General features: G+C 69.5%; 12 protein-coding genes. 7 read left to right on the top strand and 5 right to left on the bottom strand.

Going from position 1 to position 11,941, the window contains the following annotated elements:
* Positions 1 to 28: 28 nt before the first annotated feature.
* Positions 29 to 205 carry a hypothetical protein gene (locus ABS772_RS15945; RefSeq protein ID WP_350395819.1) on the bottom strand — a complete coding sequence of 59 codons (177 nt, stop codon included), beginning with the start codon at positions 203 to 205 and terminating at the stop codon, positions 29 to 31.
* Between the two features lie 120 nt (positions 206 to 325).
* Between ABS772_RS15945 and ABS772_RS15940 the strand changes: the two genes are divergently transcribed.
* From ABS772_RS15940 to ABS772_RS15930, 3 genes are all read left to right on the top strand, one after another.
* Positions 326 to 976: a class II aldolase/adducin family protein gene (locus ABS772_RS15940; protein ID WP_350395818.1), complete on the top strand. Its 651-nt coding sequence runs from the start codon at positions 326 to 328 to the stop codon at positions 974 to 976.
* Positions 977 to 1,649: 673 nt separating this feature from the next.
* Positions 1,650 to 2,165 (top strand): MucR family transcriptional regulator, encoded by a 516-nt coding sequence (locus ABS772_RS15935; RefSeq protein WP_238255364.1) that lies wholly within the window; start codon positions 1,650 to 1,652, stop codon positions 2,163 to 2,165.
* Between the two features lie 195 nt (positions 2,166 to 2,360).
* Positions 2,361 to 3,143: a restriction endonuclease gene (locus ABS772_RS15930; protein ID WP_350395817.1), complete on the top strand. Its 783-nt coding sequence runs from the start codon at positions 2,361 to 2,363 to the stop codon at positions 3,141 to 3,143.
* 2 nt (positions 3,144 to 3,145) lie between these two features.
* Here ABS772_RS15930 and ABS772_RS15925 read toward each other — a convergent pair whose 3' ends face one another.
* Positions 3,146 to 4,438, bottom strand: coding sequence for a PepSY-associated TM helix domain-containing protein (locus tag ABS772_RS15925; protein ID WP_350395816.1), 1,293 nt, complete (start codon positions 4,436 to 4,438; stop codon positions 3,146 to 3,148).
* Positions 4,439 to 4,902: 464 nt separating this feature from the next.
* Between ABS772_RS15925 and ABS772_RS15920 the strand changes: the two genes are divergently transcribed.
* Both ABS772_RS15920 and ABS772_RS15915 read left to right on the top strand, forming a co-directional pair.
* Positions 4,903 to 7,089: a transglycosylase domain-containing protein gene (locus ABS772_RS15920; protein WP_350395815.1), complete on the top strand. Its 2,187-nt coding sequence runs from the start codon at positions 4,903 to 4,905 to the stop codon at positions 7,087 to 7,089.
* Positions 7,090 to 7,463: 374 nt separating this feature from the next.
* Entirely contained in the window at positions 7,464 to 8,531 is a 1,068-nt protein-coding gene (locus ABS772_RS15915; RefSeq protein ID WP_350395814.1) for an adenylate/guanylate cyclase domain-containing protein, read from the top strand.
* Positions 8,532 to 8,541: 10 nt separating this feature from the next.
* Here the strand turns inward: ABS772_RS15915 and ABS772_RS15910 are convergent, their stop codons facing one another.
* Positions 8,542 to 8,940: an MAPEG family protein gene (locus tag ABS772_RS15910; protein ID WP_238257998.1), complete on the bottom strand. Its 399-nt coding sequence runs from the start codon at positions 8,938 to 8,940 to the stop codon at positions 8,542 to 8,544.
* Positions 8,941 to 9,223: 283 nt separating this feature from the next.
* On the opposite strand from ABS772_RS15910, the gene ABS772_RS15905 reads away from it, so the two are divergent.
* The gene (locus ABS772_RS15905) at positions 9,224 to 10,129 is read left to right on the top strand and encodes a ParA family protein (RefSeq protein WP_350395987.1); all 906 of its coding nucleotides are present in this window, start codon (positions 9,224 to 9,226) and stop codon (positions 10,127 to 10,129) included.
* Positions 10,119 to 10,649, top strand: a complete 531-nt coding sequence (locus ABS772_RS15900; RefSeq protein WP_350395813.1) for a hypothetical protein — start codon at positions 10,119 to 10,121, stop codon at positions 10,647 to 10,649. Before ABS772_RS15905 ends, ABS772_RS15900 begins: the two co-directional genes overlap by 11 nt.
* A 218-nt stretch (positions 10,650 to 10,867) precedes the next feature.
* On the opposite strand, the gene ABS772_RS15895 is transcribed toward ABS772_RS15900, so the two are convergent.
* Positions 10,868 to 11,161 (bottom strand): hypothetical protein, encoded by a 294-nt coding sequence (locus ABS772_RS15895; protein ID WP_350395812.1) that lies wholly within the window; start codon positions 11,159 to 11,161, stop codon positions 10,868 to 10,870.
* Positions 11,162 to 11,351: 190 nt separating this feature from the next.
* On the bottom strand, positions 11,352 to 11,941 hold a 590-nt coding region (locus ABS772_RS15890; RefSeq protein ID WP_350395811.1), incomplete at its 5' end, for a TCP-1/cpn60 chaperonin family protein.

Here is an 11,941-nt window from a genome sequence, read left to right as displayed (position 1 = left end):
CGCGGCGTGAGGCCGAGCGACAAAGGCTTCAAACGGCGGCGCGATCGGAGGACGGTAAGGTCTTCTCGTGCCGCGGCAGCACGAATGTCTCGTGTTGCTTGAAGACCTTGGGCCAATGCTCGCGCTCGGCGAGACGGCGGGCCGCACCGAGGGAGAGGTGCTGCGTCCGGGCGATCTCGGTGAGGCTGACCCATCCGTGTTTCACAGGCAGGCTCCTGCGGATAGTGTCGTGCGGCGGTCTTGCCGGCTCGACGGTCCAACCGCGCCTGACCGAGCCCGTTCCAGGCTCGCGTCCTCGATCGGTCTCTTACCCGAGGAGTTGTCCGTGCCGACTTTCGCGATCCGCCAAGCGATGGTCGAGTCGATGCGCCGGATGCTCGATCTCGGCCTCAGCCAGGGGACGTCGGGCAACCTCTCGGTTCGATCCGGCGCGGGCTTTCTCGTCACCCCCTCCGGGATTCCCGCCGAGCAGCTCAGCCCCGACGACCTCGTCGCGATGGATTTCGAGGGGCGCTGGGACCATCCGCTCGCGCCCTCCTCCGAATGGCGGTTCCATCGCGACATCCTGGCGGCCCGGCCGGAGATCGGCGCCGTGGTCCACGCCCATCCGCCCTACGCGACGGGCTTCGCGATCTGCGGTCGCGAGATCCCGGCGGTGCATTACATGATCGCCATGGCCGGCGGACCGACCATCCGCTGCGCTCCCTACGCGCCCTACGGCACGCAGCGCCTCTCCGATTTCGCCCTCGACGCCCTCGAAGGCCGCAGCGCCTGCCTGCTCGCCAACCACGGCATGATCGCCACCGGCCCCAACCTGTCGAAGGCGATGTGGCTCGCCGTCGAAGTCGAGGCCCTGTGCCGCCAATACGCCATCGCCCTGCAGGTCGGCACGCCGGTGGTCCTGTCCGACGCCGAAGTCGCCGAAACGGTCGAGCGCTTCCGATCCTACGGCCCGCGGGAAAAATCCGGTCACTGATCCTTGCCGGGACCGGTTCGAATGCCGCCGATGATGTCGCGAACCGTTCCGCTCCCATCACGCTCCGCAGGGGCCGACGAGGCCGGCGTCAACCGCGGACGACGGGACGTCGCGCGGATCTTGAAATCGTCGTCCGAGCAAACCTTCACCGGATGAGATTGGAGCAGGGGCGCAAGGTGGGATCGTTGAGACTGCTTTGTCCCGGCATTCGATGCCATAAATCCATATTATTATATCTTAGTAGCCTGGACCGACGACCGTCTGCCTCGAGATCCGATCACCCGTCGTCGATATGACCGCTCTGCAACCGTGCCACGGTGTCCATCATCCGCCCCGGCCGCCTGCAACCTCTCGAGCGAGTCGGGCTCACGCCGCTGCACCAATTCGGCCAGCGTTCTCTACGCAATCCTCCTGGCTTGAACTCTTGAGTTGTGGCTGAATTTGGCCGGTATCGTGGAATTTAGAATGCTTCTTTTCTCGCAAATGGGTCGCTGACCTGGGCAAAAGTTGAATTGATTTCTGTCGGACCCAAAAATCCGTCTTGCGGCAAAACCGATCAAAGGTTAAATCCTGCGCCATTCAGCGCAGTCACTCCGTGCTCCGCAATGATGGCGTCGCCCCCGCGGCGCGCAATGGGGCACGTCGGTTGCACATATCAGAAGGGATATTGAGGATGTCGCTCGAGGATAGCTCCACTGGCGATTACGTAACTCTGGCCGTTGACATCGTGTCGGCCTACGTGGGGAACAACTCGCTGGCGGTCGGGGAATTGCCCGGCCTGATCACGTCGGTCCACGGCGCTCTCGCCCAGCTGTCGAACAAGCCGGCCGAGCCCGAGCAGCCGGCTCTGACCCCGGCCGTGTCGATACGGCGCTCGATTCAGCAGGATTTCCTCATCTGCCTCGAGGACGGCAAGAAGTTCAAGTCGCTCAAGCGGCACCTTCGGACCCGCTACAACCTCTCGCCGGACGAGTATCGCGCGCGCTGGAACCTGCCGGATGACTATCCGATGGTGGCTCCGAGCTACGCCGCCACCCGTTCGGAACTCGCCCGGACGATGGGCCTCGGCCAGCAGCGTCGGAAATGGCCCGCGAAGGTCGCACCCGAGGCCGCGCCGGAATCGGCCCAGGACAGCAGCGCCTCGGCGCCGCGCCGCCGAGGCCGGGCCAAGTCGGGGGACGCGGCCTGAACGCGCGAGCGGTGGGCGACGCCTGGCCGTCAGCCGGCGGTCGATGCGGGCCGTAGAGGCTTATCCACACGTGATGCCCTGCCGCCTCGCCGGGCGCCGGACGATGGGGCGGCGGCGTTAGAAGTCGGGCAACCCGTTGACCGGAACAGTTCCCGCGGATGCCGGGCTCAGGCCCGGCCGCTTGCGGGAGACATGATGTCCGGCCGGTCGCCCACTGCCACGCGCCTGTTCTGGACCGTCGTCCTCGGGGGAGGCGCCGGTCTCCGCTATGGCGCGCCGGCCTTCGCCGCGACCGGAGCGGCGTGCCTGGCGATCCTGCTGATCCGCCTCGGCCGCCCGCGCCGGTTCCGCTCGCTGGTGCGCCGGATTGCCCGGCGTCACGCTGCGACGCTGGCCCTGAGACGGCGGCAGGAATGTTTCCTCGACGCCTACGGCAACATCATCGAGGACGGCTGGCTGCGCGAGCGCGCGTACTTCGTGGAGCGCACGGTCCTGCCGCTGGTGGAGGAGCGCGGCTTCTCCGACTACGTCGAGCCGCGCTTCGACGAGATGGTGGCGATCGTCGAGCGGGTCGCCTGCGCGCACGAACTACCCGACGCGATCGACACGCCGGAGGATGGCGTCGCCTACGAGCGGTACTGCGCCGAGCTCCTGGGCGAGGCGGGGTGGGATGCCCGGCCGACGGGGGCGAGCGGCGACCAGGGCTGCGACGTCATCGCAGAGAAGGCCGGTCTGCGCCTCGTCGTGCAGTGCAAGCGCTACACGCGCCCGGTCGGCAACGCAGCGGTGCAGGAGGTCGCGGCGGCGGCGCTGCACTGGTCCGGCGACATGGCGGCCGTGGTCTCGAATGCCGGCTTCACGCCCGCCGCCCGCAAGCTCGCCGGCACGACCGGCGTGCTGCTCCTGCACCACGACGACCTCGCGACGCTGGCCCCAACGCGCCGGGCCGGCCGTCGCGTCACGACGGCCGGGCGCTGAGCCTATTCCGCCGGTACGGGCCGGCCCGCGGGCAGTGCGACGGCCTTGCGGCGCACGGAGAGCCGCGCCGCGCGCTTGCGCCACCAGATCACCACGCCGGTGACCGAGAGCATCGCCACGACGAGCCCCATGAACGAGATGAGGATGCGCCCCGGAAGGCCGAGGATGCGGCCGGAATGGACCGGGAACTGCGCCTGCACGAAGATGTCGGCGGCGGTGCCGACCCAGGGCTGGCGGTCGCCGATCACCCGTCCGTCCCCGCCGTCGAAGTAGATCGCCGCCGGGCCGACGCCCGCGGCGCCGTGGTCGTCGCCGGGCTCGAAGAAGCGCGCGGTGTAGAAGCCCTGCATCGTCGAGTAGGCCAGCGCGCCGACCGGCTCCTTCCAGCCGCGGCGCTGCCCCTCCGCCTGCGCCGATTCGAGGATCCGGGCGTAGTCCACCCCCGGCTCGATCGGCTTGAGCGGCGAGACGAAGGGGCGGGTGTTCGACGGGTCGGGCGTCAGCTGCGAGACGCTCGACATCAGCGGGAGAAACACTTCCCGGTAGAGATTGAGCGAGAACGCCGTGAAGGCGAGCACGAACAGCAGCGCGAAGGTCCAGAGGCTGAAGGCGCGGTGCAGATCGAAGGTGATCCGGTAGGGGCTGCCCGAGGTCTTCACCTTCCAGGCCGGCTTCCAGCGCGACCACCAGCCCCGGCCGAGTTGCCGCTCGACCGCGGCCGGACGGTCCGGGTTGCGCGCCTTGCGCACCGGCAGGGTCAAGTAGAAGCCGACGAACGAATCGAGCACCCAGACGACGGCGACGATGCCCAGCAGCCAGATTCCCCAGCGCTCCTCGCCCCACATCTCAGGCAGGTGCAGGGAGTAGTGCAGCTTGTACAGAAACGAGATCAGCGTCTCGCGGGTGATCGGCCAGACCTGGCCCCATTCCCGCCGGCCGAGTTCGGCGCCGGTCACGGGGTCGAGGAAGACCTGATTGTAGCCGAGCTTGTACAGGCTCCCCGTTCCCGCATCGACCCGCGGCACCACGAACAGCGACAGCGACTCGCCGGGCTCCGCCGCCAGCGGCACGTAGGCGACGCGGGCATGCGGCTCACGCGCCTCGAACTGCCGCGCGAGGTCGAGGGCGGGGATCGCCGCGCCGCGGCTCTCGACGGTGTGGAGATGCGGGTTGAGCCAGTCGTCGAGCTCGTGGTCCCAGGAGATCACCGCGCCGGTGAGCCCCGCCACGAGCAGGAAGGCGGCGATCGCCAAGCCCGCCCAGCGGTGGAGGAGAACGAAAACGGAGCGCGCCATCAACCCTCAAGCCTCGTTCCGGGACGGGCCGGCCCGGCGGAGAAGGAAAGGCCATCCGGCCCTGGGACGAACGGGACCCGATCCAGCCCCTCGTGCGTGCCCTCGTGCCAGCGCGGCCAGGGCGGGACCGTCGATAAAGGTTGCGCGGACGATGCGCCAGCCCTCGGGCGGCACGATCGCATCGCGCGCGAGACGCTCACGCGTGAAGATCCGGTAAAGGCCGGCGGGGGGCGCTCCGGCTGGTTTAACAACCCTTAAACCCGCCGCATTTACTGTCTCTGACGCAAGGGGCGAGCCGCCGTTCCGCAGGGCGGGCCGGCCCGTTCGACGGGGGCGATCCGGCGGACTTTCGACGCGCGGATTCCGAGTAAGGGGAGCACGGTCGCGGGAGCCTCGAGATCCCTCGAGGAGGATCGTCGGAGGAAAAGTCCTCGCGGATCGATCGTCCCGGACGCATGGAACGCATGGCGCAGTCTCGCGGACGCAAACCACGCAGCGAACCGACCTTCGACATCCCGGAGGGGAGCGAGCCGGGCCGTCTCGACGTGCGCCTGTCGCGCAACGACCGGTCCGCGGGCGCGCAACGGGCCTCGTCCGGACGCGCCGCGTCGCCACCGAAGGTGCGCGCGCGCAAGGCGTCCGGCGGCGGCGGCCGGCGCCCGCCGCGTCGGCGCTCCTGGCTTGGCCGCCTGGTCTATGCCGGCGTCGTCCTGGGGATCTGGGCCGTCATCGGGCTGGCCGGCCTCATCGCCTACCACGCCTCGCAACTGCCGCCGATCGACCAGCTCGCGGTGCCGAAGCGTCCGCCCAACATCGCGATCCTCGCGAGCGACGGCAGCCTGCTCGCCAACCGCGGCGAGACCGGCGGACGGGTCGTCTCGATCAAGGAACTGCCGCCCTACCTGCCCCGCGCCTTCGTCGCCATCGAGGACCGGCGCTTCTACGACCATTTCGGCATCGATCCGATCGGTATCGCCCGCGCGATCACGCAGAACCTGACCCGGCGCGGCGTGGCCCAGGGCGGCTCGACGCTGACCCAGCAGCTCGCCAAGAACCTGTTCCTCACCCCGGAGCGCTCCGCCTCGCGTAAGATCCAGGAGGCGATCCTGGCGCTGTGGCTGGAGCACAAATACACCAAGGACGAGATCCTCGAACTCTACCTCAACCGGGTCTATTTCGGCGCCGGCGCCTACGGCGTCGAGGCGGCGGCGCAGCGCTATTTCGGCAAGCCCGCCAAGAACGTGACGCTGGCGGAAGCCGCCATGCTCGGCGGCCTGGTGCAGGCCCCCTCGCGGCTCGCGCCCAACCGCAACCTGAAGGCCGCGCAGGCCCGGGCCGCCCAGGTGCTCGCCGCCATGGAGGAACTTGGTTTCGCCAAGAGCTCCGACGTGAAGGTGGCGCTGGCGCAGCCGGCGCGTCCCGCCTCGACCCGCGGCGGCGGCTCGCCGAACTACGTCGCCGACCTCGTGATGGACGTGCTCGACGACTTCCTGCCGAAGTTCGACGACGACATCGTCGTCGCCACCACCGTGGATGCGGGGATGCAGACGGCGGGCGAGAAGGCGCTCACCGACGAGCTGAACGCCAAGGGCAGCCGCTACAACGTCGCCCAGGGTGCGCTCGTCTCGATGCGGCCCGACGGGGCGATCCGGGCGCTCGTCGGCGGGCGCGACTACGCGCAGAGCCAGTTCAACCGCGCCACCACCGCCAAGCGCCAGCCGGGCTCGGCCTTCAAGCCCTTCGTCTACCTCGCCGCGGTCGAGCGCGGCCTGACCCCGGACACCATCCGCGACGACGCTCCCGTGCGGATCGGCAACTGGGCGCCGGAGAACTACTCGCACAATTACCGCGGCCCGGTTTCCCTGCGCGAGGCGCTTGCGCTCTCGCTCAACACGGTCGCGGTGAAGCTCGGCCAGGAGGTCGGCCCGAAGGCGGTAGTGCAGACCGCCCAGCGGCTCGGCATCTCCTCGCCGCTCCAGGCCAACGGCTCGATCGCGCTCGGCACCTCCGAGGTGACGCCGCTCGAACTGGTGGGGGCCTACTGCGCCTTCGCCAACGGCGGCACCGGCGTGATCCCCTACGTCATCGCGAGCATCAAGAGCGCCACCGGCAAGGTGCTGTACAAGCGCGGCGAGGGCGGCCTCGGCCGCGTCATCGACCCCAACGCCGTCGGCATGATGAACGCCATGATGCACGACGTCTTCACCATGGGCACGGCGAAGAAGGCGGACATCCCCGGCTGGGAACTGGCCGGCAAGACCGGCACCAGCCAGGAGTTCCGGGACGCGTGGTTCGTCGGCTACTCGGCCACGCTGGTGACCGGGGTCTGGCTCGGCAACGACGACGGCGAGCCGACCAAGCGGGCCTCGGGCGGCAGCCTGCCGGTCGAGATCTGGAAGGCGTACATGACCACGGCGCTCAAGGGCGAGAAGCCGGTCGGCCTGCCGGGCCTCAACCGCTGGCGCGCTCCGCGGCCCGAGGCGGCGCCCGAGCGCGAGTCCGGCCCCGGCGGCCTGATCGGTGCGCTGCTCGGCGAGCCCGAGCAGACGGCCTCCGCCCTCCCCCCGCGCCCGGTTCCCGGCGCACGGGAGCGCGGTCCGAGCCGGGACGACCGCAACTTCCTCGAGAAGCTGTTCGGGGTCGGCGAGTAAGGGGCTCGTTCAAGAGAACCCCGCAGCGCCGCCGCGACTGAACGGAAGCGGCCGGTGTTCGAGCGTCCTCCTGGGGCGTGCCAAGCTTTGCCGGTTTCTCCCGGCAGGGGCGCTCATCCCTCCCGCCGGGCCTTCGGCGAGAAACATTTATGGTCCGGCCCGAACCCTGCATGCGGCGTCGCGCCACATTCGCGCCACGTTGCAGGCATGAGCCTTCGACAGCCTGGTGAGGATCAGGGTTTCCCCGACACCTCCTGACCGGCGACGGAAGGAGCGCCCGTGTCGACCCGCCTGCCCGACCGCTGCACGCAAGGCTCACGGGCCGCCGCGCACGGGCCGGGCACTTCCTCCGACGATCGCCGGAGCCCGATCTGATGCTGCCGCACCATCGCTGGTTCTGGCTGCTCATCCTCCTCGCCTCGGGCGGGGCGGGGCTGCTCTACAACGTCATTTTCGCCGGCGGCGCGACCCCGGCGGCCGGCTTCACCTACGGCCTGTGCGTCGGCATCTCGGCGCTGGCCTTCGACCGGGGCGTGCTTCTGGCGGGCGTCCAGGCGCGCATCCGCCGCCTGCCCGCCGGGCTCTACGTCGTGGCGGCGGAACTCTCCTACGTGGCGATGATCATCGTCGGCACCGCGCTCGGCGGCTTCGTCGTCTGGCTGATCGGCCTGACCGACGACAGCCTGGCGGAGGCCGTGCGCACCACGCCGCGGGTGCTCGCCTACGCGCTCGCCGTCTCGGCGCTCCTCGTCTTCGTGATCCGCATGCGCGACCTGATCGGCGGCGAGGTCTTCATCAACTTCCTCGTCGGGCGCTACCACCGTCCGGTGGAGGAGGAGCGCATCTTCCTGTTCCTCGACGTCGTCGGGTCCACCGCCTTCGCCGAGACGCACGGCGACCTGCGGGCGCAGGAATATCTCAGCGCCGTCTTCGCCACCCTCGCGGAGCCGGTTCGCCGGTTCTACGGCTCGACCGACGACTATATCGGCGACCTCGCCATGATCACCTGGCCGATGGCCCGCGGGCTGAAGGACGCGCGCTGCGTCGAGTGCCTGTTCGCCGTGCGCGAGCGGATCGAGGCGGAGGCCGAGGCGTGGGAGGCGCGCTTCGGCACCGTTCCGCGGCTGCGGGCGGGCCTGCATGGCGGTCGGGTGATCACGGCCGAAGTCGGCGTGGACCGGCACAAGATCGCCTATTTCGGCGACGCGGTGAACGTGGTCGCCCGGGTCGAAGCCCTGTGCCGCCCGCTCGGCGTCGACACGCTGATCTCCGAGGATCTGCTGAAGCGGCTGCCGCGCCTGCCCGAGGGTGTCGTCGCGCGCCCGCTCGGAACCCATTCCCTGCGCGGGCGCGGCCAGCCCCTGTCCGTGGCGACCCTCGAACGCGGCGGAATGCCGACGCTCACCGGGACGACGGCGCCGCGGATCGCCGCCGCGCCGTGAGGCCAGTTGGTCAGCCGGCGCGCAACAGTAGCAGGATCGCGGCGACCGTCATGACGGCGATCGTCGCGATGATGCCGCCGCCGCGGCAGGCGAACTGACGCGGCGAGTTCGGCGGCGCGAACATCCCGATCGGGTGCAGGATGCGCGCGATCACCAGCACGATCAGCAGGCCCTGGACCCAGGCATGGGCGCCGCCGCCCGCCTCGTAGAGCGCGATCAGCAGCAGGGTCAGCGGCACGTATTCCTGGAAGTTGGCGTGCGTGCGGATGCGGCGCTGGAGAGCATCCTGCCCGCCGTCGCCGAACAGGACATGGCCGGTGACGCGACCGCCGATCACCCAGCCGGACAGGCCGGCATAGATCAGGCCCAGGATCGCCGCGTAGAAGGCCGTGGTGGTCGGGAAGGTCACAGCGCGAAACCTCGGATCGGATGGGCGAACCGCCGGGGCGGCGGATGTCGTGTGCGCTTCGCAAGATAGGATTATCCGCGCCGTCGTCCGCCCGTCGCCGTGATCACGAAGGCGTATCCGCCCGGCGACGATCGCGGATCGACGCGGGCGCCGGCCGAATGACAGTCGGCACTTTGCCGAAAGGCGTTGTCAGCTCACGGCAACGTTCGATGCGCTAGAGTGCCGTCCAACGGCTCGGCTTGGCGGTACAGCGTGGCCGGACGCGGAGATGGATACCCGGGGGATGTCGGTGGGCGGCAAGCTGATCGCGGTGGCGAACATGAAGGGCGGGGTCGGCAAGACCACCACCGTGGTCATGCTCGCCGAGGCGCTGGCCGCCGACGGGGCGCGGGTGCTGGTGATCGATCTCGATCCGCAGGCGAGCGTGTCGGTCTGCCTCGCGGGCGACGAGCTGCTCGGCGAGATGATCGTCCGCGGGCGCACGCTCGAAGCCTATCTCGCTCTCAAGCTCATCACCCGGCACAAGCCGGACCTCTCCGCCCGCATCCAGCCCGGCGTCAGCCTGACCATCCACAAGAACGCCCCGCTCTCGCTGTCGCTGCTGCCGTCCGGCCCGCATCTGCGGCTCGTGGAACGGGAGATCCTCTACGAACTGACCGAGCGGAAATTCTCGATGCACGCCATCGACGAGAAGCTGTGGTCGATCTTCCAGGAGGATTTCGCCCCGCTGGCGGAGAAGTACGACTACATCTTCTTCGACTGCGCGCCGGGCATCTCGCCGATGACCGAGGTGGCGGTGCGGGCCGCCGACCTCGTTCTCGTCACCTCGATCCCCGACTTCCTCTCGACCTACGGTCTCAACGCCTTCGTCGAGACGATCTGGCGGCGTTCGAACCGGCAGGCGAGCCACATCGTGCCGAGGAGCGCACCGCACGTTCTCGTCACCCGCTTCCAGGCCCAGGTGCGCCAGCACCAGCGGACCCTGGCCCGGCTCCAGGCGGAGGCGAGGGCCGAGGATGCCGGCTTCCACCTGCTCGAAACCCGTATCCCGCAGGCGGCGGCGCTCGCCGACGCGCTGGTTCCCGCCGACGGCGCACCGCCGACCTTCTCCGCCAAGTATGGCGCCCACGTCCCCAATGTGCTGATTCCGCTCGTCGCGGAAGTGAAGGAACTCCTCCATGGCCCTTGATGTCGATGGTTACGCCGTGTTGCAGGCGATGGCCTCCGCGCCGGAAGCGTTTCCCGACATCCGCACCGAAGTTCCCAAGCTCGCCCGCACCCTCGTCGTGAAGCAGCTCAAGGCCCGCGCGCTGCGCGTGGTGTCGCTGCGCAATATCCGCGAGATCCTGGGCAGCGAGACCTTCGCCCTGATTGCGGACGGGATGTCCGAGGCGGAGGTGAAGGGGCTCGTGACCCGCCTCGATCCGCATCATCCCTCGCTCAAGACCGCGACGCCGGGCTGGCACCGCCACCGCCTCACCGCCCTGGCGGCCGGCGATGCGCCGTTCCGCAAGGGCGAGGTCCGGGCTGAGGACGCGGCGGCCCGGACGCGGGCCGCGGAGCCTCCCCCGCAGCGCGCACTTGCGAGCCGCCCCTTCGCCGCGGTGTGGGACGGCCGGGACCACGACGCGCCGGCCGCGAAAGAGGGCCGGGAGAAGAAGGACAAGAAGGATCAGAAGGAGCGGAAGGGTAAGAAGAAGAAGGGCTGATACGGTCTGCGGTTGATTGGTTCGGTTCAGCCCCTACCCCGTCATCCCGGGGCCGCGCAGCGGAACCCGGGATCCACCCGAGATGCGCGACTCAACGTGGCATCACAGGTGGATTCCGGGTTCGCCTTCGGCGCCCCGGAATGACGGGAAGCGGCAACGAAGGAATCAACCGAAAATCGTATGAGCCTCCGCCCGATGCGGGCCGCCCTGTCCACGCTCTACGGCTCGTCGGGGAACAGGATCGCGTAGCGGGCCGCCAGGGCGGCGAGCCGGCCCTGCCCCACCAGCACCGCGACCCGGTGCTGGCGCGTCACGTCGAGGAGGCCGTCCGCCATCTCCCCCTCCCCGCAGAGCCGGGCGCGATCGGCGATCTGCGAGAGCTGATCGGCCATCAGGCCGTCGATCCGGATTCCGTCGGCCAGCGCCTGCATCAGGCCGAGCATCTCCTCGCGGAGGCGCAGGGACGGGGGCGATGGGGCGGGCGTACGATCCGTCACGGTGTTCGCAGACATCTGGCCGGTCACGGGACGAGGCTGCCGAGAGACGGAACCGCCAGCCATCGCATAGGATAGTGTCCACCGCTTTTCTTGAGATCGGACCGTTCCCGTCCCGGCCGTTCGCGCCCGACGCTCCGGGCGCTCAAAAGAGAAAGGGGCCGCCTCGCGGCGACCCCCTCCTCCGATCTTCGATGGATGCTTGGACTTAGAAGTCCATGCCGCCCATGCCGCCGCCCGGCATCGCCGGAGCGGGGCTGTCCTTCTTCGGCGCGTCGGCGACCATGGCTTCCGTGGTCACCAGCAGGCCGGCCACCGAGGCGGCGTCCTGAAGGGCGGTGCGCACGACCTTGGCCGGGTCGACGATGCCGGCCTGGATCATGTCGACGTACTCTTCGGTCTGCGCGTTGAAGCCGAAGGTCTCGGAGCCGGTGTTGTCGGTGATCTTGCCGACGACGATCGAGCCCTCGACGCCCGCGTTCTGGGCGATCTGGCGCAGCGGAGCCTCGAGCGCCTTGAGCACGATCTTGATGCCGGCCTGGACGTCCGGAACGTCGGACTTCAGCTCGGCGACCGCCTTCTTGGCGCGGAGCAGGGCGGTGCCGCCGCCCGGAACGATGCCCTCTTCCACCGCGGCGCGGGTGGCGTTGAGCGCGTCGTCCACGCGGTCCTTCTTCTCCTTGACCTCGACCTCGGTCGCGCCGCCGACGCGGATCACCGCGACGCCGCCCGCGAGCTTGGCGAGACGCTCCTGGAGCTTCTCACGGTCGTAGTCCGAGGTGGTCTCCTCGATCTGCG

This window comes from Methylorubrum podarium (assembly GCF_040270385.1).
In the GTDB taxonomy this organism is placed as follows: Bacteria; Pseudomonadota; Alphaproteobacteria; order Rhizobiales; family Beijerinckiaceae; genus Methylobacterium; species Methylobacterium podarium.
Note: the sequence above shows the minus strand (reverse complement) of the source record. Positions and strands in the feature narration are given on the sequence as shown.

Excerpts from the sequence above, each read along its gene's own strand:
- ABS772_RS15935 (WP_238255364.1), top strand. The coding sequence starts at position 1,650 with ATGTCGCTCGAGGATAGCTCCACTGGCGATTACGTAACTCTGGCCGTT.
- ABS772_RS15930 (WP_350395817.1), top strand. The coding sequence starts at position 2,361 with ATGTCCGGCCGGTCGCCCACTGCCACGCGCCTGTTCTGGACCGTCGTC.
- ABS772_RS15925 (WP_350395816.1), bottom strand. The coding sequence starts at position 4,438 with ATGGCGCGCTCCGTTTTCGTTCTCCTCCACCGCTGGGCGGGCTTGGCG.
- ABS772_RS15920 (WP_350395815.1), top strand. The coding sequence starts at position 4,903 with ATGGCGCAGTCTCGCGGACGCAAACCACGCAGCGAACCGACCTTCGAC.
- ABS772_RS15915 (WP_350395814.1), top strand. The coding sequence starts at position 7,464 with ATGCTGCCGCACCATCGCTGGTTCTGGCTGCTCATCCTCCTCGCCTCG.
- ABS772_RS15905 (WP_350395987.1), top strand. The coding sequence starts at position 9,224 with ATGTCGGTGGGCGGCAAGCTGATCGCGGTGGCGAACATGAAGGGCGGG.
- ABS772_RS15900 (WP_350395813.1), top strand. The coding sequence starts at position 10,119 with ATGGCCCTTGATGTCGATGGTTACGCCGTGTTGCAGGCGATGGCCTCC.
- ABS772_RS15895 (WP_350395812.1), bottom strand. The coding sequence starts at position 11,161 with ATGTCTGCGAACACCGTGACGGATCGTACGCCCGCCCCATCGCCCCCG.